This window comes from Streptococcus orisasini (assembly GCF_001431045.1).
Classification (GTDB): domain Bacteria; phylum Bacillota; class Bacilli; order Lactobacillales; family Streptococcaceae; genus Streptococcus; species Streptococcus orisasini.
Window position 1 is genome coordinate 80156 of the sequence record NZ_BCLE01000009.1, and the last position, 23401, is coordinate 103556.

Sequence of the window (23401 nt, forward strand, 5' to 3'; positions counted from 1 at the left end):
TCTATTCCCCTAGCACCTTGAAGGTATTAACTAATTCAAAATCTGCACCTGCCTGTAGTTTTTTAGTAACATTAGCCAGCTGCGTTTTGCTTAGAGAGTGCGTGATAATCACAACACGCGCTGTTTCACCATTAGCTTTTTGCTGCAAAACTTGCTCAAAGGAAACATCTTCTGAATTGAAAATTTCAGCTAAACGCAGCATTTTCCCTTTTTCATCCGCAGTATTAACAGCAAAATAATAGTGGCTCTTAACATCATCTGGATGGGCAATTTGTGCATCACGGACAAATTCATTAAAAGGTTTACCGACATTTCCATCTTTAATCCGGCGGGCAATGCGGATAATATCTGCCATTACAGAGGTTGCCGTTGGTTTTTGGCCGGCACCTGGTCCATAATACATGGACTCTCCTATGCCGATTGACTCAACAAAAACAGCATTCATAACATCATTAACACTGGCAAGCGGATGCGATTTTGGCAGGAAGGTCGGTGAAACTTCAGCAAAGATACCTGACTCAGTCTCTTCGACAGAACCTACCAACTTAATGACATAGCCCAGCTGCTGAGCGACACTGACATCATCAGGTGTAATACTTGAAATACCTTGGTGAGCCACTTGATCAAAATCAATAGTCATGCCAAAGCCGAACTGACTCAAAATAACAGCCTTGTAAGCTGCATCAATTCCTTCAACATCATTGGTTGGATCACTTTCAGCATAACCTAGTGCCTGTGCTTCTGCTAAGGCTGCTTCGTAAGTCCAGCCTTCATCGACCATTTTAGTCATCATAAAGTTAGACGTTCCATTAAGCACACCTAAAATACGTGTTACCTTGTCAGAAGTCAAAGAGTTAGCCAAGGTTCGTAAAATTGGAATACCACCGGCAACAGCTGCTTCATAATAAAAAGCCACTCCCTTATCTTGAGCCAGCTTAATAAGCTCTTTGCCATGTGTGGCAATCAAGTCCTTGTTAGCAGAGACCACATGCTTGCCAGCTTCAAGTGCCTTAGTGATAAAAGTTCTGGCAGGTTCAATACGCCCCATCAGCTCAACAACAATGTCAATCGTCTCATCGGATAAAATGTCATCAACATTAGTCACAAAATTAAACTCATTGCCCTCGGCCAAAAGACGGTCTTTTTCCTCATCATCCTTAACTAGAACCTTAGCAATTTCCAAACGGTCTCTTGAAGCAGCCGTAATTTTCCCATTATTTTCCTTTAACAAAAAGGGAATACCACTTGCCACCGTCCCAAAACCAAGTAAACCAATTTTTATAGACATTTCCTTCTCCTCGCAAAAACATTTTTTTCATTATATCAAATTTTTAGTAGAATTGACAGCTAATTATCCTCTCCTTTATGCTATAATTAGCTGAAAGGATAATTATGATTATGAAAAAGAAACAGTTGACTATTGTAAATATCATTTTGATGCTTGCCTGTTTTTTAGCATTAGGCTTTCTTGCATTTATACTGACACGACAGCAGAGCAGTAAAACCGAAAGCCAAACGTCTCCTTCTGTGACTAAATCCAGTCAAAAAAAGCCTAAAAAAGCAGCCAAAACACTTAAATGGACCAAGCAAGAAAAACCTGTTCAGCTGCCTATTTTGATGTATCATGCCATCCATGATATGGCAGTTGATGAAGCAGCCAATGCCAATCTCATTGTTTCACCCACAGTTTTTGAAAGCCATATCAAGCGTTTGAGCGAAGAAGGCTATTATTTTTTAAGTCCTGAAGAAGCTTATCAGGTTCTCAACCAAAATGCTCTGCCTGCCAAAAAAGTTATCTGGCTGACCTTTGATGACAGCCTAATTGATTTTTATAATATCGCCTATCCTATTTTAAAAAAATATCAGGCCAAGGCAACCAACAATGTCATTACCGCATTTACCGATGAAGGCAGAGCCGGTAACCTAACCATTAAACAAATGAAGGAAATGAAAGCAAGTGGTATGTCCTTTCAGTCGCATACGGTTAATCACCCAGATTTATCGACATTAAATCAAGAAACACAGGCCAAGGAACTGTCACAGTCCAGAGAATACCTAGATAAGCAGCTCAATCAAACAACTACAGCTATTGCTTATCCAGCAGGACGCTACAATGATACTACGCTTAGCCTAGCTAACAATCAATACAAACTAGGTGTCACAACCAACGAAGGCCTAGCAAGCGCTGAAAATGGTCTTCTGTCCTTGAACCGCGTCAGGATTCTGCCTGATACCAGTGCTGATATTCTGATGAATACTATTTCTCCTGCTATTCCATAATTTTCACAAGAAAATCAGGCCGAGACAAATGTGTTTCGGCCCTTTTCTTTTCCTGATTAAATCGTTTCCAAAATATGCCGCAGCTGAACAGCACTTGGAGAAACAATCGGTAAAAAAGCACCTTCATTCCAGCGGCGGATAAAACCAGAAGCCGAATTTTTGAAGTAACCACGGCCGCCGCTTGCCTGTAATTCCAAAAGCAAACTGGCTGCCACTATATTGACAATATCAATGCGCAGCTGGAAAAGCCGACGAGGTTCTTGAATAAACTCTTGTGATTCCAGACCTTTAAATAGGTCGTGCTGCACAATATTTAGTTTAGCTCTTGTTTCATCATACTCTTCTTTAAGTACCGAACGGTTGCTGCTTAAGCTCTGTGCCACTTCGGCCAGCGAACGCTCTGCTAGGCCAAAAGCCAGACCAAATTGATATCCTAAAAACTCAGGCCGTGTCTGAGCCAAAAAACGTTTGGCATTCTTAGACAGTATCCAAGCGTCGTCCAAAAGAACATTATCAAAGGTTAAAGCTGCCGTATTAGATCCCTGCAAGGCTACAAATTCCAAGTCAGCTGAACGCGACAAGCCAGACACTCCGGAAGGAATGACCAAAATGATTGGCTCTTTGCTGCTGTCTTCAAATTGAGCTGCAAAAACAGCTGCAAAGTTATCCGAACGTAAATTTGTTATCCAAGGCAGGCGGCCTTTAAGATAATAACGGCCTTCTTTCTCAATAATGGTGACATTTAAATCTTCGATATGAGATAAAAATTTAGTGGCATTTGATAAAGCCGTCCCAGCTGCCAGCTTTCCTGTTAATAAAGCCGGCAGCCAAGACTTTTTCAGAAAGTCGTTGCTACTAGCAAGAATATTCTCAATAAAAGTTCGATGACCCCAAGATATAAAGGCCGCCGTTAAAGAATGCTTGGCTAATTCTGATAAAAATGCTACTATTTCTGTCTTGCTGCCGCCTTGGCCGCCATAGATTTCAGGCACAGCAATACCAAAGACACCTTCTGCCGCAATTCGCTCCAAGAGCTGGTCAGCCAAATGACCGGACTCTCTATCAAGCTGATCGGCCTTGGCATCCAGCCAAGTTATAAAGTCCTCCGAAAAATAAGCCATATACTTCTCCTTTATTTTGCGTACTGCTGCAGCTCTGGATTAATCGGTGTATCTGCCATGTTATTGGCATAGTTGCAAAGTGATGCTAAGCTGACACCTAAGACAACATCAAGAGCATTTTCCTGTGTATAGCCTGCCTCCAAAAAATCGGCAAAGGCTTCATCTCCAACACGCCCTTTAGTATTGATGACAGCAATAGTAAATTTAGCTAAAGTATCCAGCTTAGGATCATCGTCAATAGGCGTACTATTTCGCAGCGCTTCTAAGAGATCAGGTGCCATCTGGATCTGCTTGATCGAAAAAGCTGTATGGCCTGCTACACAGAAAGCACAGCCATTGGTTACAGCAGCTGTAATCTGAACAACTTCACGCTCGGTTGGTGTCAGTGAATTACGACGATTAATCTCTCCTACTGTCCGATAAGTCTCAAGCGCTGTCGGTGCATTGGCCAGAAGTCCGATAAGATTAGGAATATAGCCGCCGTTATCCTTTTCAACTGTACGCAGGGTTTCTTTGACTTCCTCAGGTGCCGTTTCGATGGTATGTATGGTAAATTTAGACATAAAATAACCTCTATTCTTTTTATATTTCTGATATAGTACCATCTCTTGCTTTCCCTGCATAGTCTAAATTTTTTATGGTTAGCTATAAGCATTAATTATGGGAAAAATGAGCAAAATCTTTGAAAATTTGAAGACCTTGTGCTCAATGATATAGGCTAAGACAATTCTTTAGACAAATAAAAAAAGACTGGGCAAAAATTTGCCATCAGTCTTCTGTTGGTTTTATCCATTCATTCTTATGCAGTTACTATCAATCCATGACAATCATTGATTTGATGGTTCTTCTTGCTTCCATATCCTTATAAGCCTGATCGATGTCATCTAGCTTGTAAGTTTGCGTGAAGACCTTGCCAGGATTGATTTCACCGTCAAGGACAGCCTTCAGCAAAACACTCTTGTCATAAGTTGTCACAGATGCCGGACCGCCTGCAAAAATGGTATTTCTCATAAAATAATCACCTGGGTTTATGTCATCTGTATGCGGGACACCCACACGGCCGACAATGGCACCGGGACGGGCAATCTTAATAGCTGTTTCAGTTGAAAGCTGTGTACCAACGCATTCAAGCGCAGCGTCTACACCATCTCCATTAGTCAATTCAAGAACCTTGGCAATCCCTTCTTCGCCGCGTTCTGCAACAATATCGGTTGCACCGAATTCTACAGCCAATTCTTGACGATCTTTATGACGGCTCATGATGATAATTCGCTTAGCCCCGCGCATCTTAGCCGCAATAACTGCACACAGTCCGACAGCACCATCACCAACTACAGCAACCGTGTCTCCCTTTTGCACATTAGCAACCCGAGCAGCATGATAGCCAGTCGGCATGACATCAGCAAGAGACAAGAAGGAAGCAATCATGCCTTCACTGTAATCGCTTGGCTGCCCAGGAATCTTCACCAAGGACCAATCTGCATGAGCATAGCGGACATATTCGGCTTGGTAACCAGAGCTGAAGTTCGTACTGGCATCATGCCCCTGACAGCCCCCTTCAAAGCCAGCACGGCAGGCCGCACAATGACCGCAACCATGCGTGAAAGGTGCAATGACAAAATCACCCTTCTTAACTGTATTGACCTCAGAACCCGTTTCTTCAATGATACCAATAATTTCATGACCGGTATTACCAGAACCAGCTTCTTTTTGATCATCACCACGGTAAGCCCAAAGGTCAGATCCGCAGACACAAGAGCGCACCACCCGGATAAGAGCATCATCCGCCTCAACAATCTGGGGTTTATCAATAGTCCCGACAGCTACTTGTCCGGCTTTAACAAATACGGTTGTTTTCATAATATTATGAACCTCCTTAATGCATTAATTATCTCCATACTTTAGCACACTTCACCATAATAAGCAAACAGAAAAATCCAGAAATAAACCAGCAGATCAGTCAGTTTTTATCTGCCAGCCTGCTTGTGCCAAATGTCACTAAAGGCAGCGTAAATCTCATTGTTATCACAAGGAACACAGTCCTGCACCCAGTTCCACCAGAAATAGCCACCAACATAACGTTTGGTACGAATTGGCTGCCTATAATAATGCTTCATCATAGCAATCTTACTTGCCTGTGTAGCAGAATCGGCCGTATTACCGCATTCTCCCATACCAACTTTAGAAGTGGGGAAACGCTTTTGAAAACTTTGAAATACTTTTTTCCAATTAGGCTGATAGCCTTCGTTGTCATCTTCATAATATGAAATAAAACTATAATCAAGCCCTTGTTTAAGTTTTTTAGGAACATAGCTATCTATCCAATCTATCATATCATGATCGTAGGCAGGATTTTCATAATAAAAAGTCACAGCAGCCTTTTTACCTGCAGCTTTGACAGTATCATAAGCCGCCTCAACCTTACTGATAATAAGTTTGGGTTTTTGTTTAATCCAATCCGTACCATTGACTTCATTTCCAACCTCCCAAATATCTGTATAAGGGCCAAGATATTTTAAGGCCTGCTCAAAACGTTTTTTGTAAGAAGCCGCATTCGGATAAGCCTTCATTTCATAAGAATCAACAGGTTCTGCCATAATATCAGCAACTGGCGCAATTCGCTTAAACAAAGTAACATAATCTTTAGGCGATCTTTCTCTGGACATCACAATCCGTACAGTCGGTCTGACAGGCAGTTTTTTTAGGGCTTTGACAACTTCTTTGGTACTGATGTCTTCTTCCCAGCTATCATCAATTGTCACTCCATAAATCTGATTAGACTTCAGCGGCTTTTCCCGCGATTGCTGCAGCCATTTGAAAACTCCAAAAGAGATAAGCGAAACAGCCAATAAAATACCAAAAAGCAAAAGCTTTCTCCTCAAAGTTTTAAACACACTTTCACCAACTTTCTTTCAATTATATATAGCTTTCTTGTTTTTGCTCTTTTATTGTAACAAAAATCTGCTCTTCTTTTGTGATTAAAAAAGCTGAACAAAGCGAACCGCTGGACTATCTCGAGTTATACAAGATGATAAAAATGATACTAAAGTTTTGAAAACTGATACTTTAACAGGTTTCCTGAGTAAGCGTTTGCAATTTAAAAACAAATATACTACGATTAGATTAAGGAGTCTTGCTGACAACGCAGGCAAAGCCAATAACAAAAGCCTCTCTTTTAACGAGGAAGCTACTTGTCGTCTAGTTTTGTTTTTTTATTGACTATTTTAAAATCTAAAGGAGGTTGACATATGACTAACACAGTTATCTTGCAAATTTAGAAGTTTCTGTTGAAATTTACTCATGCTAAGGGAAGGAATTTTAGGAGGTAAAAAATGAAAAAATTAGCACTTGGTGCCATTACAGTAGCTTCATTGTCCTTGCTTATGGCCTGCCAAACAAAAAAGACTGAAAACACAAGTACTTTCAATCAATCTGTTACTCAAACAATTGATAAAGGCAAAATTGAGGGAAAAAAAGACAAGGACAAGAAGGTTTTAGAGTGGCTGGGTGTTCCCTATGCTCAGGCAAAGCGTTGGCAGGAACCAAAGGAAGTTAACAAGTGGAAAGGGACCTTTAAAGCAAGCAACTATGGTGACAAAGATATTCAATTTTCCAATGACAAAGTTGTTGGCAAAGAAAATGCTTTGAACTTGGACGTGGTTCGACCTGATACCAAGAAAACTAAATTACCAGTAATTGTCTACATTCATGGTGGTAACAATCAGACAGGAAACGCTCAGGAAATCAAGGGAAATACCTTTGTCAAAGATATTAATGCTGTCTATGTTTCTGTCAATTATCGTTTAGGAGTGTTTGGCTTTAATCCACTTGAGGCTGTGAAAACAGGTTCTGATAACCAAAAATCTGGCAACTTTTCTCTTCTGGACATTGCAAAAGCGCTAGATTGGGTTAAGGAAAACATCGAAACCTTCGGTGGTGATAAGGATAATGTGACTCTATCAGGATTCTCAGCAGGTGGACGCGATGTTATGGCAGCCCTCATTTCACCAACCTTTAAGGGTAAGTTTAATAAGGCCATTTCATTTAGTGGCGGTATGACCTTGTCTGATATGGAAGACAGTCAAAACACTTTTGCGGCAGCTATTGCATCGCTTGTCGTCGAAGATGGTATCAAATCAAGCCAAGAAGAAGCTAAATCTTGGTTGCTGACAAAGGGCAGCGATGTAGCAAACTATCTTAAAACCTTGTCAGCAGACCGTCTAGCCAAATTGATGGGAAATGCGGCAATTCGCATGGCAGTCTTCCCTCACTTATACAAAGATGGCACTGTCCTCCCAAGTGAAGGATTCGACACTAAGAATTATAATGACGTTCCTTTGATGTTGGTAAGTGGAACCAATGAATTCTCCTTTTTTGCAGCCAATGACAATCGCTTCGCAAAAGACTTTACAAGCGGTGAATTGTTCAAGGACAGTCAAAAACAGGCAGAGTACAATTATGTAAGAAAATACGGCGGTCAACTGTATCGTCTATCCAACACGGTTGAGAGCACTCGCCTAATGGCAGATAAGTATAAGTCAAATATTTATGTGTCACAAATTTCTTATGGTGACAATGCTGATGTCACACCGCAGCTTGCACCAACATTTGGAGCCTTCCATGGTATCTTTGAGCCAATGCTGCAAAGCCCATCTAATTATACTTCATTTATTGGACAGGACTTCAACAATGATGGCGCAGCTGAAATGTCAGCCAATTTCAAAGCTTATCTCAAAAATTTCTTGGCAACAGGCAATCCAAACGGCAATGATTTAAGCAAATGGCCAGCTTGGACCAAGAAAGATAATGTCCTTTCCATCACTGCAAGTAAAAAGAAGGCAGAAATCAAAGCCACAACCGACACAGAAACTGCTGAAGACATTCTCACAAAACTGGAAGCCGACACTAGCCTGTCCGAAGATGTCAAGGAAGACCTAAATAAAAACGTTCTTAACGGCCGCTGGTTCTCAAGTGTCATTGATGAAAAGTATAATAATCAATAAAAGGAAAGATTGTATGAATAAAAAAGTTATCCTAGAGATGGTTGGGAGTAATCGGCCTTGCTTTTCTTGCTTTGAACAAGCGAGCAAAGCAAGAAAAGTCACATAATAAAAAACGCCCTCACAAAAATTTGTGGGGGTGTTTGTGGGGAAATTTCAATAGAATTTTCCCCTTTTTAATTGCCTTGACATTAGCGAAAAGGCTTTAAAAGTTGGCTTTCAGCCTTAAACAATCAATACTTGATTATTTAAGAGTAACAGTTGCTCCAGCTTCTTCAAGTTTAGCTTTAAGTTCTTCAGCTTCTGCTGCTGCAACGCCTTCTTTAAGAACTGATGGTGCGTTGTCGACAAGACCTTTAGCTTCTTTAAGACCTTCGCCTGTGATTTCACGAACGACTTTGATAACAGCAACTTTCTTGTCACCGCCAGCAGTCAATTCGATATCAAATGAATCTTTAGCAGCAGCTTCTTCTCCACCAGCTGCACCAGCTACAGCTACAGGAGCAGCTGCAGTTACACCAAATTCTTCTTCGATAGCTTTTACAAGGTCGTTCAATTCAAGGATTGAAGCTTCTTTAATTTCAGCAATAATGTTTTCAATGTTCAATGCCATTGTTAATTTCCTCCAAATATGTTTTTTATAAAATCATTTGCAGCTTTAGGCTGCTGTTTGAAGACTTAAGCAGCGTCTTCTTTGCTTTCTGCAACAGCTTTGACAGCATATGCAACGTTGCGAACTGGCGCTTGAAGTACAGACAAGAGCATAGAAAGGAGTCCTTCTCTGTTTGGAAGTGTTGCGAGAGCCATAATTTCTTCTTTAGAAGAAACAGCGCCTTCGATTGCACCACCTTTGATTTCAAGTGCTTCGGCATCTTTAGCAAAATCGTTGATAATTTTAGCCGGTGCGACAACATCTTCATTTGAAAATGCTACAGCAGATGGTCCAACAAAGACATCATCGAGTCCTTCAAGACCAGCTTTTTCAGCTGCACGGCGCAAGATTGAATTTTTGATCACTTTGAATTCAACATCACTTTCGCGAAGTGAACGGCGAAGAACTGTATCTTGTTCTACAGTAAGACCGCGTGAATCAACAATAACGATACTTGCAGCTGCTTTCATTTTCTCAGCGACAGCATCAACTAATTCTGCTTTTTTAGCAATACTTGCTTCACTCATCAGTGTTTAACCTCCGTTTTTATTTTTGGCAGGATACAAAAAATTCGCATCCAAACCCAGACACGAAAGTACAATACGTTTTTTAAGTTTACGTTTTGTGCCTCGGCAGGAATATTATGAGCACGGCTCCCCTGCTGTCTTAGGTCAGTTTTTTTCAAAACCTTTAATATCATATCATATTTTTAGAATAAGTCAAGCCTTATATGTTTTTTAAAGTAAGTAAAAAATATTTGTATTATATAATACATATTTCTTGATATATAACAAACCAGGTGTTATAATATAGTCAAATAGTTGATAAAGCTATAACATCAAGCTTTTACGCAAAATTCGTAGCAAAACTGTTATAGTATAATCTATCAGCTATTAGATTAACAAAAAAGAGGTATTTATTATGGCAAACAATTTTTACAGCCACGATCCATTTGGAAATATGGATGACATTTTCAATCAATTAATGGGAAATATGGGAGGTTATAACTCGGAAAGACGCCGTTACCTGATTAATGGTCGCGAAGTTACTCCCGAAGAATTTGCTCAATATCGTCAAACCGGAAAACTTCCTGCCAGTGCTGGTGCTCAGCAATATCAAAAAGCTTCTCCCAATGCTCCCAAACAAGACGGTATTCTAGCTAAGCTGGGTCGCAATCTGACAGACGAGGCGCGTGCTGGTAAACTGGATCCTGTCATTGGACGCAACAAAGAAATTCAAGAAACCGCTGAAATTCTGTCTCGCCGCACTAAGAACAATCCGGTTCTCGTCGGTGATGCGGGTGTTGGTAAGACGGCCGTTGTTGAAGGCCTGGCTCAAGCCATTATTAACGGCGATGTTCCTGCTGCAATTAAAAATAAGGAAATCATTTCGATTGACATCTCTGGACTTGAAGCAGGGACACAGTATCGCGGATCCTTTGAAGAAAATATTCAAAATTTAATCAGTGAAGTTAAAGAAGCTGGCAATATCATCCTGTTCTTCGATGAAATCCACCAAGTTCTTGGGGCTGGAAACACAGGTGGTGACAGTGGCTCCAAGGGTCTGGCAGATATCCTTAAACCTGCTCTTTCCCGTGGTGAACTGACAGTCATCGGCGCAACTACGCAGGATGAATACCGTAACACCATCATGAAGAATGCTGCTCTGGCTCGCCGTTTCAATGAAGTGAAGGTTAATGCTCCTTCTGCTGAAGACACTTATAAAATTTTACAAGGCATCTCAGACCTTTATGAAAAACACCATAATGTTGTTTTGCCTAAGGAGGTTTTGAAAGCTGCGGTTGATTTGTCAGTCCAATACATTCCTCAGCGCAGTCTTCCGGATAAGGCTATTGACCTTATAGACATGACGGCCGCTCACTTGGCTGCTCAGCATCCGGTTACAGATGTTAAAACTCTGGAAAAAGAAATTCAAACAGAAAAAGACCGCCAGCAAGCAGCGGCTGAAAAAGAAGATTACGAAGAAGCCTTAAAAGCGAAAACTAAAATTGATAAACTCCAAGCTCAAATTGATAATCATACTGAAGGTCGCAAGGTAACAGCTACTGTCAATGACGTGGCCGAAGCGGTTGAAAGACTGACTGGTATTCCTGTTTCACAAATGGGAACTAGCGATATTGAACGCTTAAAAGAGATGAACTCCCGCTTAAAGGGCAAGGTTATCGGCCAAGACGATGCTGTTGAAGCCGTTTCGCGGGCTATCCGCCGCAATCGCGCAGGCTTTGACGAAGGCAATCGTCCTATCGGCAGCTTCCTTTTTGTCGGGCCTACTGGTGTCGGTAAAACCGAGCTGGCTAAGCAGCTAGCCTTTGACATGTTTGGTTCTAAAGATGCCATTATTCGACTGGATATGTCCGAATACAGCGACCGTACAGCCGTTTCTAAATTGATCGGTACTACTGCTGGTTATGTGGGCTATGATGATAACAGCAATACCCTTACCGAGCGTGTGCGCCGCAATCCTTATTCCATTGTCCTGCTTGATGAAATTGAAAAGGCAGACCCGCAAGTTATCACCCTGCTTTTGCAGGTTTTAGATGATGGCCGTTTGACAGACGGTCAAGGCAACACTATCAACTTCAAGAACACTGTTATCATTGCAACATCAAATGCTGGTTTTGGCAATGAAGCTCTACGCGGAAAAGATGACGATATCAAAATTATGGACCGTATTGCTCCTTACTTCCGCCCAGAATTCCTCAACCGCTTCAACGCTGTTATTGAATTCTCACATCTGAGCAAGGATGATCTGGACGAAATCGTTGAGCTGATGCTTTCTGAGGTTAACATTACACTTGCTAAAAAAGGGATTGACTTAACGGTCAGTGACAGCGCCAAGGCTCATCTGATCGAAGAAGGTTATGACGAAGCTATGGGAGTTCGGCCGCTCCGCCGCGTTATCGAACAGGAAATTCGTGACAAAGTAACTGACTTCTATCTGGATCATACCGATGTCAAACACCTCAAGGCTGATATGAAAGATGGCCAGCTGGTCATTGAAGAAAACTAATTTTTCCATAAGTACATAAAGCTCATCTCCTTTAGGGGCTGGGCTTATTGTCTATTTGAAAATAATCTGATATTTTGTTAAAGTAAGATTATTCTAATAGAAAGCCGGCTATTTATGGATCTTACCATATACGATTTATACCAAAAAATGCTCCGTCACATGGGTCCCACTAATTGGTGGCCGGCTGACAGCAAGCAGCAAATTATCATTGAAGCCATTCTCATCCAAAATACAACCGAAAAAAACGCCACACGCGCCTCACAGCTGATCAAAGCTGAGACGGATTACGATTTTCGCAGGATACAGGAACTGTCCTCAGAACAATTAGAACTTTTAGTCCGCCCGGCCGGCTTTATGAAAAATAAAAGCAAGGCGATTCGGACAGTTTCTAAGTGGTATCTGGAGCATCAGGAAGATTCTCATGCCGCTGTGAAACAATACGGGCAAAACCTGCGCCAAACCCTGCTGAAACTCCACGGTGTTGGTCCCGAAACGGCCGACGTTCTTCTGACCTATATCTTTGATCAGCCGCAGTTTATTGCTGATAAATATGCCAGAACGCTTTTCAGCCATCTGGGTCTTTCCGGCTTAAGCGATTATCAGAGCCTGAGCCGTCAGCTGACCCGGCTGCCAGCCCCTTTTACTTATCAGGACGCCCAAGAATTTCATGGTTTGATTGATGAATTTGGCAAAGACTATTTTCATCCGCCCAAAAATTTTGAAAACAGCTTTTTAGCCGGTGATAAACTCATTTTATAAAACAAGGCTGCTTGTCTGTAACTTTTGCTTGCTGTCTAAAACACTGCCAGTGTGCACCTGTTATTTTTGAATAATAAAAAAGAGTGGAACCATAGTTGTTCCACTCTCAGTTTGTAGACAAACTCCCAAAACTAAATTCTCTCTAAAATTTCATCATAGAATAGTATCACTTTTCATTTTTGTAAAATGATATAGGAACTATCAAAATCTAACCCGATACTTTCCGATGTAGCAAAAGAGGCAGAAACTCACTGTTTCTGCCTCTCGGAGATTTTGAGACCTAGGCTCAAAATCTAGATATGGAATTCCGAAGGAAGTCGCTATCGTCCGTGCTACCTAAGGAAAGTATCATAACAAAATATTACTTTTTGAGAAAATAGACTTTTTCTTCAGTCTGAGAGTGGAACTATAGTTGCTCCACTCTCATTTTTTTACTTCATTCAACTATAGTCTTTTGCTTTGCACAATACGCTTGAAAACGGGATACAGCAAGGGTACTGCTATAACAGTCACTATGGAAGTTCCAAAAGTTCCAGCAATTTTGACAAGGGCTCCTGTCATGGCGGCAGCCAAAGGCAGGCTGCCAACCAAACTATTAATGATTGTGTACTTGATCAAGTTGAGAATAATTTTTGTCAAGGCAGCAATGATGCCAACGGTAAGGATATTTATTGTCCTATCATCTGCTTTCATAGCCTTCTCATAAACCAGATGCAAAACGAAGCAGACAATCAAAGACTCTAAAATCGTTATCCAAACTTCTGCTGCATAGCCATTTAAAATATCAAACAAGCCCAAACCCAATGTCGCTGCCAAGGCGCCAAAGCCTGAACCAAAAATCAGAACAGCTATCACAACCAAAGCATTTCCCAAATGGATAAACTGAGGTCCCACTTGAATCCTTAAAAATTGGACACTGACCAAGATTAAAGCAGCAAAAAGACTGATTTCTATTATCCGACGCAACTCTTCTTTTTTCATTTTTCTTCCTCCACTAAAAACTGATGCTGCTTGATGAGCTCAAGCAAGTGCGGCTCATAACAAAGACCGTATTTTAAATCACGGTTTAAATTCAGTGTGCTTTGAATGGCCTCGTCCAGAAAGTCTAAGGCCAAGCGGGCTGATTTTTCCGCTGCAATCCCATGGAAATAGCCGCTGGCCAGGATAGCTGTGACAATATCTCCCGTTCCGTAAAACAGCTGAGGATAGCGCTTGGCCATGATATAAACGATTTCATCTCTTTGCTTTTGATAAAGAGCCAAGCCAATCTTATCTTTTTCAAAGGAAACTCCTGTCAAAATAACGTTCTCAGGACCTAAGGCAGCTAATTTTTTTAAAAGATTGTCAATCTGATTTGGTTCATAATCATCCCCAAGATAAGCTGTGCCTGTCAAAAAAGCAGCTTCTGTCAGATTAGGCGTAATGACATCTGCTTTTTGGCAGAGATGGCGGATATGCTGTGCATAATCCTGATCAAATCCTTGGTAAAAGCGCCCATTATCTCCCATGATGGGATCCACAAAAAGAGGAATTTTCTTTTTTTCAGCAAAAGCAATCAGCAAAGCGATCTGTTCTTTATTTTTTAAATATCCTGTCACCAGGCCGTCAAAAGCAAGATCCAATTCCTGCCACTGTGACAGAAAACCAGCCATGCCGGCTGTATAATCATCTATTTGAATATTTTTAAAGCCGCCTGTGTGCGAAGACAACAGCACTGTCGGTAAAATAGCAGTTTCTACCTGACAAGCTGCCATAATCGGCAGACTGCTGGCCAGAGCAACCTTGCCCAATCCAGGCAAATCATTGGCTACAAGCAAACGCGGCATCATATAAACTCCTTAATTTTTAAAAAGTTAAAACTATTGTAAGAAATTTTAGAATGAGGTACAATAGGAACAAATTTAAACTGTATGGGGACAAAATGGCTAGTAAGTATCAAGAAATTTTAACAACTATCGTTCAAAAAATCGAGACAGGTGAGCTAAGGCGAGGAGACAGACTGCCTTCTATCCGCCAGTTGAGTTCAGAATTTAACTGCAGCAAAGACACTGTCCAAAAAGCTTTATCTGAATTGAAATATCAAAAATATATCTATCCTGTTCCTAAAAGCGGTTATTATGTTTTTGAAGACAGTCACGAGGAAGAAACGCTGCCTGAGCTTTCTCTCAGCGCCTATAATAATATCGCTTTTGAAGATTTTAGAAATTGTATGAATGAAACCTTGATTGGCCGTGAAAATTATCTGTTTAATTATTACCACCAGCAAGAAGGGCTGGAAGAGCTAACCAAATCCCTGCAGACCTTGTTTTTAGACCAGGCAATTTACAGTAAAAAAGAAAATATCGCTGTTACTTCTGGGACCCAGCAGGCGCTCTATATTCTCTCACAGATGAATTTTCCCAATCAGAAGAAAACTATCCTGCTGGAGCAGCCTACCTATCATCGCATGAATGCCCTGGTAAAGTCGCAAAACCTTCCTTACTTGACGATTAATCGCGGTTTTGAAGGGCTGGATTTTGATTATCTGGAAAAGCTCTTTCAGCAAAAAACAATTAAATTTTTCTATACTATTCCGCGCCTCTCTAATCCCTTAGGCTTATCATACAGCCTGAAAGAAAAGCAGACTTTGGTAGATCTGGCTCACAAATACGATGTCTATATCGTTGAAGATGACTATATGGCAGATTTTGACAAAACGTCCAATCTCTCGCTGCATTATTTAGATACAAACGACAGAATTATTTATCTTAAATCTTTTTCAACCACTCTTTTTCCGGCTCTGCGCCTAGGAAGCTTGGTCCTTCCTAAAAAACTACTGAAAAGTTTTCTAGCCTATAAAAGTTTGATTGACTATGACACAAATCTCATCATGCAAAAGGCCTTATCGCTTTATATTGACAATGGTATGTTTGCCAAAAATAAGAAGCATCTCAGACAAATTCATGAACAAAAAACAGCTGAGCTCAAAAAAGAAATTCCATCTGCCTTGCTCAAGCTCCCTCATCATCTATTTCAAGATTCATTAGTTATTCAGCTGCCTCTTAAAACGCAACTCTCACTTTTAAGGCACAGACTTAAAACACCTGATTTCCTAGAAAAAAATTATATAAAAAACTGTCCTTATCAATTTCTTCAGCTTAAAAAGGACAGCAACTGGCAGGATATGATGAAACTTTTAAAATTGTAAGCTAATCATCTTTTTCTGAAACTGGCTCTATAATTCTGCTAACAGATAGTTTCTGTTTCAGACTTTATAGAGCTTTTTTTGTGTGAGAGTATAAAAATCGTTTTAATATTAAAAACTCTTCGCTGACACATCTTCATATCAGATGAAGAATAAGTCTTTTGAAGAGTCATGATTCTTTATTACTTTTTTAGCCCCTTGCTTAAACTTTCGATATCACTAGGTCTCGTCCGGCAGCAGCCTCCTACAATTTTGGCTCCTAGTTTCCGCCAAGAAATGGTATTTTCTAAAAGCGTATGGGATTTGTCAGCAGATTGAGTCCATGTTTGATGCTGTCCGTCATAAACTTCTCCTGAATTAGGGTAAGTTACCAAAGGTTTGTCAGTAACAGCACTTATTTTCTTTAAAAGATCAGTATAAACTGTAGGAGAACTGCAGTTAATCCCCAAGGCCAAAATCTGCGGTGCCGCATCCAGTAAAGCTGCCACTTCTTCTATTGCTGTACCGTCAGAAATGCTGCTATTATTTTGAGCTGTAAAACTCATATACGCTTCTACAGCAGGAAATTCTTCCTGCAGCAGTTCAGTCAGAGCTTGAGCTTCCAAGAAACTGGGAATTGTTTCCAAAGCCAGCAAATCACTGCCTTTTCCCAGCAAAACAGTAATACGCGATCTGTGAAAATCTTTGAGTCCTTCTTTTTCCATTGAACCATAATCGCCAGTATATTCCGAACCATCGGCCAAGTAAGCGGCATAAGGCCCCACATCGCCGCTAATCAAAGGATAGGGACGTCCTTGCTTTTCTTCTTCGCTCAATTCCTGCCAGACTTTTTCCCTGGCTCTTTTTGCTAAATCAACGGTCAAAGCGATGGTCTTTTCAGCTTCTTCCTGACTGAGTCCATAATCGCACAGCCCTTGTAGACTAGCCTGATAGCTGGAAGTGGTCACAATATCAGAACCTGAACGCAAGTAGGTCTCATGAACAGACTGAATCAAATCAGGATCCTCTAAAAGATATTTTGCTGACCACAATTTTCCCGACACATCGTGCCCCAAAAATTCCAGCTCCGTTCCTAAGGCACCGTGTAAAATCAAATAATCTTCCTGTTCTAACAATGTTTTAAAACGTCCCATAAAACCTCCTTAAAATTTCTTATAGCGCCAGTAATAATAAAGATAGCACAAGGCTATAAAAGGTACACCAAAGTATAGCCCTGCTCTTTGTGAGGCGTCCCAGGCAATACCAATGATGGAAATCAGCAGCAATATAATCGTAATGTAGGGTAAAACCGGTGTCAAGGGCGTCTTGTAAGACAGCTCGTCTTCGGTGTGGTTTTTTAACCACTCTTTGCGAAAATTGATCTGCGCCATAGGAATAGACAGCCACACTACCACTACTGCAAAACCGGCAATAGACACAAGAGCCAGATAAACAGTATCTGCGGCATAAATGCTTGAAAAAAGAGACAAAACTGCTCCTGCCATGGACAAAAGCAGGGCACGCATAGGTACTCCGTGTTCATTAATTTTGACAACTTTTTGACTAATCATACCCTCGTTGGCAAGAGACCAAAGCATACGACTGGAGGCATAGAGCCCAGAATTTCCTGCTGATAAAATAGCCGTTAAAATGACAAAATTCATGATATCAGCAGCAAAAGGAACTCCCATCTTATCAAAGACATCAACAAAGGGAGCACTTGAAACACCGGCTTCTTTCATAGGCAGAAGCGACGCCAAAACTACTATGGTCAATACAAAGAAAATGACCAAACGTCCAATTGTCGTCTTAATCGCCTTAGGTACGGCCTCTTTAGGATTATCCGTCTCACCTGCAGCAATACCAATCAGCTCTGTTCCGCTAAAAGCATAGTTAACAGCCAGCATAACAGTGATAAGAGCCGGAATCCCTTTTGGAGCAGCCCCGTGAGCTAGCAGATGCTTAAAAAGGATGGCCTCATGCTTGCCCTCGAAGGAAACGATGCCAATCATGGCACCAATTCCCAAAACAATAAAAACGAGAATTGCAATGACTTTAATGCTCGAAAAGAAAGACTCTGCTTCAGCAAAAGATCGGACGCTGAGGGCATTGATTCCAAAAATAATCAAGGCAAAAAGCGTCGCAAACACCCAGGTCGGCACCTGAGGAAACCACCGTCCCATGAGCATGCCTGCTCCCAGAAACTCTGTTCCTAGAGCGACAGTCCAGCAAATCCAGTACAGCCAGGCAACGGTAAAGCCAGTCCCCGGACTGATAAATTTAGTTGCATAAGTATGAAAAGATCCGGTTACTGGCATAGCAACCGCCAGCTCTCCCAGCGACAGCATGACCAAATAAACCACCACTGCACCAATCAAATAGGAAATCACAGCGCCCAGAGGACCAGCCTGTGCAATCGTATAGCCGGAACTCAAGAACAGCCCTGTTCCAATAACACCGCCCAAAGACAGCATAAAAAGGTGACGGCTGGTCATTTTTCGCTTGAATTGGCCTTCGTTTTCAAAATTATGATTTTCCATGAATCCTCCTAAACCTTAATAGAATTATCATAACACAATTAACCTATCTTAGATAATAGCTATTTTCTATCATGCTATTAGTTAGAAACTATAGCCAAAAACAAGTTAGACAGTCCTCGTCCTCCCGCAATTTATCTTACTGTCTGAATAACAGCTAGACTATTCGTTTTTAAAGATAGTTAATTGTGCAAATCTTGTCAAGACAGCCAACAAAAAAAGCAGGATAAAGCAATCTTTAGTCGAAAATCGCTTTTCCTACCTTTTTGGATTTATTTTTACAGACAGTCTAAGATAGCATCCCAGGATGCATCCAGACCGGTGCGGTCAACAGATGAAAAGATAATGAACTGATCAAACTTATCAAAGTTCAGTTTCTTTTTTATCGCCGCTTCATGCTTGTTCCATTTGCCGCGGGGAACTTTATCAGCTTTGGTAGCAACCAAAATGACCGGAATGTCATAGTATTTGAGAAACTCGTACATTTGAACATCGTCCGCACTGGGATCATGGCGAAAATCAACCAAGCTGACCACTGCCCGCAAATTATCACGGCTGGTCAGATAGTCTTCAATCATTTTTCCCCATTTGGCACGCTCAGCCTTGGAAACCTTGGCATAGCCATAACCCGGCACATCCACAAAGCGCAACTTATCATCGATATTATAAAAATTTAGCAGCTGTGTCTTTCCAGGTTTGCTGGAGGTTCGAGCTAGATTTTTTCGTCCCAAAAGCGTATTGATAAAACTTGATTTACCAACATTTGAACGTCCAGAAAGAGCAATTTCTGGTAGCTCATCCTGCGGATAGTGAGACTTATTTGCCGCACTTAAAAGAATGGAAGCATTATGGGTATTTAAAATTTCACTCATCAGTTTTCCTCAGGCCGTTTCAAGAACGGGTTTATCTGTTCCTTCAACAGCTTCTTTAGTAATGCGCACACAGGTGACATCTTCCTGGCTTGGAATTTCAAACATCAAGTCCAGCATGGTTTCTTCAATAATTGACCGAAGTCCCCGTGCACCTGTCTTTCGCTCAATCGCCTTTTGGGCAATAGCTTCTAGGGCATCTTGATCAAATTCGAGTTCAACACCGTCGTAAGACAGAAGAGTCTTATACTGCTTAACCAAGGCATTCTTAGGCTCGGTCAAAATCTTAACTAAATCATCAACAGTCAGCTGTTCAAGAGCCGCCAAAACTGGCAAACGACCAATAAATTCAGGAATCAGACCGAATTTTTGAATATCCTCAGAAATGATTTCCTGCATATAAGAAGCCTTATCATCAATCTTCTTATTGTTTTGTCCAAAACCGATGATCTTTTCTCCCAAACGCTGCTTAACAATATCTTCAATACCATCAAAAGCCCCGCCAACGATAAAGAGAATGTTCTTGGTATTAATTTGAATCATTTCCTGCTGCGGATGCTTGCGGCCGCCTTGAGGCGGAACACTGGCAACCGTTCCTTCGATAATTTTCAGCAGAGCCTGCTGAACACCTTCGCCTGAAACATCGCGGGTGATTGAAACATTTTCACCTTTTTTAGCAATCTTGTCAATTTCATCGACATAGATAATGCCGCGTTCCGCGCGCTCCACGTTATAGTCAGCAGCCTGAATTAGTTTGAGCAGAATATTTTCAACATCCTCACCCACGTAGCCTGCTTCAGTTAAGGCAGTGGCATCTGCAATAGCAAAGGGAACATTGAGACTTTTGGCCAAGGTCTGAGCCAAAAAAGTCTTTCCAGAACCTGTCGGGCCAATCATGAGAATGTTGGATTTTTGTAAATCAACATCCTGATCTTCCTGACTTTCTGTAAAGCTGATCCGTTTATAATGATTATAGACCGCAACTGCCAAAACCCGTTTGGCACGGTCCTGACCAACAACATAGCTGTCCAAAATTTCTAAGAGTTCCTTAGGCTTTGGAACTTCAGTGAGATCAGCCAGAACTTCTTCTGCTAACTCTTCGCGGATAATTTCTTGAGACAGTTCAACACATTCATTACAGATGAACACACCATTACCTGCAATAATCTTTTTAACTTCATCTTGATTTTTGCCACAGAATGAACAGTGAACTGTGACATCATTCGTTCTATTTCCAGCCATTTTTTCCTCTAATTTCTAATCTCTTTTTAAAACAGGGTCCCATAAAAAGCATGAATGGTATTTACAATATTTGTAAAAGCATTCAGTAAGAAAAATATCCCTAAACCATAACGATTTTTTTTAAACGCAGGAATTGCGCATAAGATACAAATCACGAACAAAAAGGCAGTAAATACCCCAAAAACACTTCTTTGCATAATCTTTGGCAAATCTCCTTGCTACTTTTTTTCCCAGACAGTGACAGTGAAAGCGTAGGGATTTTTATCATCCTTGTCAAAATCTGTGCTTGTCGACTCTTGAAAATCTGACCAATCAAGTTCCGGAAAATAGGTATCACCTGTGAATGTCCCATGAACCTTGGTTCTGATAAGTTCATCGTAATGATTCTCAAAAACCTTATAAATGCTAGCACCGCCGACAACATAAAGGTTTTTATTCTGACTGTCAAACCAAGCCAGAACCTCCTTTAGACTGTTAAGAGCCTTAACGCCTTCTGCCTGAAAATTTTCGTCCCTTGTCAAAATCAAAGTTTCACGGTTGGGAAGAACGCGGCGCTTCATCCCATCAAAAGTGACACGCCCCATTAAAAGTGCATGCCCTGTTGTTGTTTCTTTAAAATGTTTGAGTTCTTTGGGAAGATGCCAAGGCAGCCTGCCATCAGCTCCAATCAGACCATTTTCGTCTTCAGCCCAAATAGCGATAATTTTCTTTTCTTGTTTGTTGTTCATACTCATTTTATTTTAACAAATTTCAACAAAAAATGCATTGAAAAAAATCAAATGCAGTTTTTTAATAATAATTTTAGAAATTTTTAAACATTTTTGGCAGCTATTTTAATATCGCGTTCCCATTTTATCCAGCCGACAATACTGTTAATCATATAAATGATATACATGAGCATAACATGTGGTTCTGCTCCCCACCAGAGAAAAATGCTGAGAATATTGGTTGCAATCCAAAACAACCACTGCTCACTGTACATTCCCGTCTGCAGAAATTGACCGCTCCAGTTGGTGCCATCTGTTGAACTGTCCCAAAAGGGGCGGCGTGAACCAATTGATTTATAAATAAAACCAAAAACCAGCCAAACAGCAACAGCAATTCCCAATGATTTCAGCCAGCCAAGCGGGCTTAGCTTTCGTGATTTAACATCCCTAACTTCAACTTTCTTTTCTTGCCCCTTGCGGTGGCCCACCAGCCAATAATAGGCGCCGACAAATTGCATGATGGTAAAAAATAAGGTCGTTAAAACTTCGCCATAGTACATGTTCTCAAAACTCAGATAAAGATAGAGCATTTCATGAACAAAACCAATGAAATAATTACTGATTCGGCCTTCTGCAACAAAAATAACACATAAAATTCCCGTAAGTGCTGCTGCAAAACCAGCAATATGCCTCGTACCGCCAATAAACTCCAACAAAAGAGTCGGCAGACTGAGCCCTAAAAGATAAAACCACTGCGCCAGCGTTCGGTGGCCAAATAAATCTTCCCACAGCAGCTCTAAGAGTCTTTTAAATCCTAGTCTTTTTCCTTCTTTAAACAGCCATTTAATATTATTCCAAACTTCAATTGTTTTTGCCATTTTTCGTCTTCTCTAAAATCAATTAGTTGGTATTATTATACAGCTATTCATTCATATGTCAAGACACATGTCCAGGGATTAAAAATACTTATTTTGCCACTTTCACTTCTGCTATCTATTTAAATAGCTAAATCAAATTTCAGCTGCGGTTTGACTGGGTTGTAATCCAGCAGTTCAAAATCTTCAGGCTTTATGTCAAAGAAATTGGTTTTATTAGGAACATTCAGCACTAGGCGAGGCTGACACAAAGCAGGTTCCCGCCGCAAAAGTTCTTCTGCTTGTTCAAACTGATTATCATAGATATGAAGATTGTTGACAAAATAAAAGAACTTTCCAACTTTCCAGCCAAAATGTTTGGCAATCATCATTTGCAGAGCCACATACTGCATGGCGTTGATATGGTGGGCAACCAGCATATCATTGGAGCGCTGAGTTAGGGTAGCATCCAGATAAATATCCTCACCGACACGGCGGACATCAAACATGGTCTGGAAGGCACAAGGAAGAAGCCCGTCTGTTTTTTCAAAAGCCTCATAATCCCAAAGACTGATGACATTACGGCGATTCCAAGGGTTTTCTTCGAGCTGCTTGAGAATTTTAGTCATGATATCGTGCTTTTTAACAATAGCACCGTAGCGCTCGCCGATAGTTCCTGTCTGTCCGACTTCCCAGTCATTCCAATATTTGACACCGTACTTATCATTTAAAACAGACAAATCATTGGTCTGATCTTGATATATCCAAAAGACTTCTTTGATGGCTGACTTAATCGCAATCGGCCGCAAAGTAGTAATGGGGAATTCACCCTCTGCTAAATCATACTCCGTAAAGGAACCTGTGATATATTTAGAATTGGCTGTTTTGCCATTCTTATACTTGGGCCGCGCCTGCTCGCTCCAAGCACCTGTGTCTAAAATTTTTTTAATATTTTCCTTAAAAATAAGATCTGCCTTGGTCATAATTTTCTCCTCTACTTTAAAAAATCAAGTGTGATTTCTTTTTATGAAATATTATAGCAGAAAATAGTCTTTCAGTGGAATATTAGCCATAACAAGACTTTTTTTGATTTGATTCTAAAAAGTTTATTCGTTAATTTTGCTTTAAATTATGGTAAAATAACTATGACATTTTACAAAAAGTATCACTAAAAAAGAAAAGAAGGA

At 40.8% G+C, this 23401-nt stretch carries 21 protein-coding genes and 1 other annotated feature; of the genes, 5 read left to right on the forward strand and 16 right to left on the reverse strand.

The window, feature by feature from the left end; all coding sequences use genetic code 11:
* Position 1: 1 nt before the first annotated feature.
* A complete protein-coding gene (locus SCSH_RS01890; protein WP_057490205.1) occupies positions 2-1288 on the reverse strand; it encodes a homoserine dehydrogenase in 1287 nt (428 codons plus the stop codon).
* A 104-nt stretch (positions 1289-1392) separates the two neighbouring features.
* Here SCSH_RS01890 and SCSH_RS01895 point away from each other — a divergent pair, with 104 nt between their 5' ends.
* Positions 1393-2280 (forward strand): polysaccharide deacetylase family protein, encoded by an 888-nt coding sequence (locus SCSH_RS01895; RefSeq protein ID WP_057490206.1) that lies wholly within the window; start codon positions 1393-1395, stop codon positions 2278-2280.
* Positions 2281-2336: 56 nt separating this feature from the next.
* On the opposite strand, the gene SCSH_RS01900 is transcribed toward SCSH_RS01895, so the two are convergent.
* The 4 genes from SCSH_RS01900 to SCSH_RS01915 form a co-directional block, all read right to left on the reverse strand.
* Complete coding sequence (locus SCSH_RS01900) at positions 2337-3401, reverse strand: acyl-CoA dehydrogenase family protein (protein WP_057490207.1); 1065 nt, start codon at positions 3399-3401, stop codon at positions 2337-2339.
* An 11-nt stretch (positions 3402-3412) separates the two neighbouring features.
* Positions 3413-3964, reverse strand: a complete 552-nt coding sequence (locus tag SCSH_RS01905) for a carboxymuconolactone decarboxylase family protein (protein WP_057490208.1) — start codon at positions 3962-3964, stop codon at positions 3413-3415.
* Between the two features lie 250 nt (positions 3965-4214).
* A complete protein-coding gene (locus SCSH_RS01910) occupies positions 4215-5261 on the reverse strand; it encodes a zinc-dependent alcohol dehydrogenase family protein (RefSeq protein ID WP_057490209.1) in 1047 nt (348 codons plus the stop codon).
* Positions 5262-5368: 107 nt separating this feature from the next.
* Positions 5369-6283 (reverse strand): hypothetical protein, encoded by a 915-nt coding sequence (locus tag SCSH_RS01915; RefSeq protein WP_057490261.1) that lies wholly within the window; start codon positions 6281-6283, stop codon positions 5369-5371.
* Positions 6284-6733: 450 nt separating this feature from the next.
* Here SCSH_RS01915 and SCSH_RS01920 point away from each other — a divergent pair, with 450 nt between their 5' ends.
* Positions 6734-8404 (forward strand): carboxylesterase family protein, encoded by a 1671-nt coding sequence (locus SCSH_RS01920; protein WP_057490210.1) that lies wholly within the window; start codon positions 6734-6736, stop codon positions 8402-8404.
* Positions 8405-8645: 241 nt separating this feature from the next.
* Here the strand turns inward: SCSH_RS01920 and rplL are convergent, their stop codons facing one another.
* Positions 8646-9014, reverse strand: a complete 369-nt coding sequence (gene rplL / locus SCSH_RS01925) for a 50S ribosomal protein L7/L12 (RefSeq protein WP_057490211.1) — start codon at positions 9012-9014, stop codon at positions 8646-8648.
* Positions 9015-9079: 65 nt separating this feature from the next.
* On the reverse strand, positions 9080-9580 hold the full coding sequence (gene rplJ / locus SCSH_RS01930) for a 50S ribosomal protein L10 (RefSeq protein ID WP_057490212.1): 501 nt from the start codon (positions 9578-9580) through the stop codon (positions 9080-9082).
* A 29-nt stretch (positions 9581-9609) separates the two neighbouring features.
* Positions 9610-9742, reverse strand: a sequence feature (ribosomal protein L10 leader region).
* A 232-nt stretch (positions 9743-9974) separates the two neighbouring features.
* Between rplJ and SCSH_RS01940 the strand changes: the two genes are divergently transcribed.
* Together SCSH_RS01940 and SCSH_RS01945 are read left to right on the forward strand one after the other, a co-directional pair.
* The gene (locus SCSH_RS01940; protein ID WP_057490213.1) at positions 9975-12083 is read left to right on the forward strand and encodes an ATP-dependent Clp protease ATP-binding subunit; all 2109 of its coding nucleotides are present in this window, start codon (positions 9975-9977) and stop codon (positions 12081-12083) included.
* 114 nt (positions 12084-12197) lie between these two features.
* Positions 12198-12842: an endonuclease III domain-containing protein gene (locus SCSH_RS01945; protein ID WP_057490214.1), complete on the forward strand. Its 645-nt coding sequence runs from the start codon at positions 12198-12200 to the stop codon at positions 12840-12842.
* 444 nt (positions 12843-13286) lie between these two features.
* Here the strand turns inward: SCSH_RS01945 and SCSH_RS01950 are convergent, their stop codons facing one another.
* Positions 13287-13823 (reverse strand): ECF transporter S component, encoded by a 537-nt coding sequence (locus SCSH_RS01950; RefSeq protein ID WP_057490215.1) that lies wholly within the window; start codon positions 13821-13823, stop codon positions 13287-13289.
* Positions 13820-14671, reverse strand: a complete 852-nt coding sequence (locus SCSH_RS01955) for a pyridoxamine kinase (RefSeq protein ID WP_057490216.1) — start codon at positions 14669-14671, stop codon at positions 13820-13822. The genes SCSH_RS01950 and SCSH_RS01955 overlap by 4 nt, the downstream gene beginning before the upstream one ends.
* A gap of 92 nt (positions 14672-14763) precedes the next feature.
* Here SCSH_RS01955 and SCSH_RS01960 point away from each other — a divergent pair, with 92 nt between their 5' ends.
* The gene (locus SCSH_RS01960) at positions 14764-16029 is read left to right on the forward strand and encodes an aminotransferase-like domain-containing protein (protein WP_057490217.1); all 1266 of its coding nucleotides are present in this window, start codon (positions 14764-14766) and stop codon (positions 16027-16029) included.
* Positions 16030-16208: 179 nt separating this feature from the next.
* On the opposite strand, the gene mmuM is transcribed toward SCSH_RS01960, so the two are convergent.
* The 7 genes from mmuM to SCSH_RS01995 all read right to left on the reverse strand — a co-directional run bounded on the left by mmuM (position 16209) and on the right by SCSH_RS01995 (position 23197).
* Positions 16209-17159 carry a homocysteine S-methyltransferase gene (gene mmuM / locus SCSH_RS01965; RefSeq protein ID WP_057490218.1) on the reverse strand — a complete coding sequence of 317 codons (951 nt, stop codon included), beginning with the start codon at positions 17157-17159 and terminating at the stop codon, positions 16209-16211.
* Between the two features lie 9 nt (positions 17160-17168).
* Positions 17169-18545, reverse strand: a complete 1377-nt coding sequence (locus tag SCSH_RS01970) for an amino acid permease (protein WP_057490219.1) — start codon at positions 18543-18545, stop codon at positions 17169-17171.
* A gap of 275 nt (positions 18546-18820) precedes the next feature.
* On the reverse strand, positions 18821-19417 hold the full coding sequence (gene yihA / locus SCSH_RS01975) for a ribosome biogenesis GTP-binding protein YihA/YsxC (RefSeq protein WP_193743671.1): 597 nt from the start codon (positions 19415-19417) through the stop codon (positions 18821-18823).
* A gap of 6 nt (positions 19418-19423) precedes the next feature.
* Positions 19424-20653 (reverse strand): ATP-dependent Clp protease ATP-binding subunit ClpX, encoded by a 1230-nt coding sequence (clpX, locus tag SCSH_RS01980; RefSeq protein ID WP_057490221.1) that lies wholly within the window; start codon positions 20651-20653, stop codon positions 19424-19426.
* A 218-nt stretch (positions 20654-20871) separates the two neighbouring features.
* The gene (locus SCSH_RS01985; RefSeq protein WP_057490222.1) at positions 20872-21381 is read right to left on the reverse strand and encodes a dihydrofolate reductase; all 510 of its coding nucleotides are present in this window, start codon (positions 21379-21381) and stop codon (positions 20872-20874) included.
* A gap of 83 nt (positions 21382-21464) precedes the next feature.
* Entirely contained in the window at positions 21465-22238 is a 774-nt protein-coding gene (gene pnuC / locus SCSH_RS01990; protein WP_057490223.1) for a nicotinamide riboside transporter PnuC, read from the reverse strand.
* 119 nt (positions 22239-22357) lie between these two features.
* Positions 22358-23197 (reverse strand): thymidylate synthase, encoded by an 840-nt coding sequence (locus SCSH_RS01995; protein WP_057490224.1) that lies wholly within the window; start codon positions 23195-23197, stop codon positions 22358-22360.
* Between the last annotated feature and the right edge of the window lie 204 nt (positions 23198-23401).

Excerpts from the sequence above, each read along its gene's own strand:
- SCSH_RS01890 (WP_057490205.1), bottom strand. The coding sequence starts at position 1,288 with ATGTCTATAAAAATTGGTTTACTTGGTTTTGGGACGGTGGCAAGTGGT.
- SCSH_RS01895 (WP_057490206.1), top strand. The coding sequence starts at position 1,393 with ATGATTATGAAAAAGAAACAGTTGACTATTGTAAATATCATTTTGATG.
- SCSH_RS01900 (WP_057490207.1), bottom strand. The coding sequence starts at position 3,401 with ATGGCTTATTTTTCGGAGGACTTTATAACTTGGCTGGATGCCAAGGCC.
- SCSH_RS01905 (WP_057490208.1), bottom strand. The coding sequence starts at position 3,964 with ATGTCTAAATTTACCATACATACCATCGAAACGGCACCTGAGGAAGTC.
- SCSH_RS01910 (WP_057490209.1), bottom strand. The coding sequence starts at position 5,261 with ATGAAAACAACCGTATTTGTTAAAGCCGGACAAGTAGCTGTCGGGACT.
- SCSH_RS01920 (WP_057490210.1), top strand. The coding sequence starts at position 6,734 with ATGAAAAAATTAGCACTTGGTGCCATTACAGTAGCTTCATTGTCCTTG.
- rplL (WP_057490211.1), bottom strand. The coding sequence starts at position 9,014 with ATGGCATTGAACATTGAAAACATTATTGCTGAAATTAAAGAAGCTTCA.
- rplJ (WP_057490212.1), bottom strand. The coding sequence starts at position 9,580 with ATGAGTGAAGCAAGTATTGCTAAAAAAGCAGAATTAGTTGATGCTGTC.
- SCSH_RS01940 (WP_057490213.1), top strand. The coding sequence starts at position 9,975 with ATGGCAAACAATTTTTACAGCCACGATCCATTTGGAAATATGGATGAC.
- SCSH_RS01945 (WP_057490214.1), top strand. The coding sequence starts at position 12,198 with ATGGATCTTACCATATACGATTTATACCAAAAAATGCTCCGTCACATG.
- SCSH_RS01950 (WP_057490215.1), bottom strand. The coding sequence starts at position 13,823 with ATGAAAAAAGAAGAGTTGCGTCGGATAATAGAAATCAGTCTTTTTGCT.
- SCSH_RS01955 (WP_057490216.1), bottom strand. The coding sequence starts at position 14,671 with ATGATGCCGCGTTTGCTTGTAGCCAATGATTTGCCTGGATTGGGCAAG.
- SCSH_RS01960 (WP_057490217.1), top strand. The coding sequence starts at position 14,764 with ATGGCTAGTAAGTATCAAGAAATTTTAACAACTATCGTTCAAAAAATC.
- mmuM (WP_057490218.1), bottom strand. The coding sequence starts at position 17,159 with ATGGGACGTTTTAAAACATTGTTAGAACAGGAAGATTATTTGATTTTA.
- SCSH_RS01970 (WP_057490219.1), bottom strand. The coding sequence starts at position 18,545 with ATGGAAAATCATAATTTTGAAAACGAAGGCCAATTCAAGCGAAAAATG.
- clpX (WP_057490221.1), bottom strand. The coding sequence starts at position 20,653 with ATGGCTGGAAATAGAACGAATGATGTCACAGTTCACTGTTCATTCTGT.
- SCSH_RS01985 (WP_057490222.1), bottom strand. The coding sequence starts at position 21,381 with ATGAACAACAAACAAGAAAAGAAAATTATCGCTATTTGGGCTGAAGAC.
- pnuC (WP_057490223.1), bottom strand. The coding sequence starts at position 22,238 with ATGGCAAAAACAATTGAAGTTTGGAATAATATTAAATGGCTGTTTAAA.
- SCSH_RS01995 (WP_057490224.1), bottom strand. The coding sequence starts at position 23,197 with ATGACCAAGGCAGATCTTATTTTTAAGGAAAATATTAAAAAAATTTTA.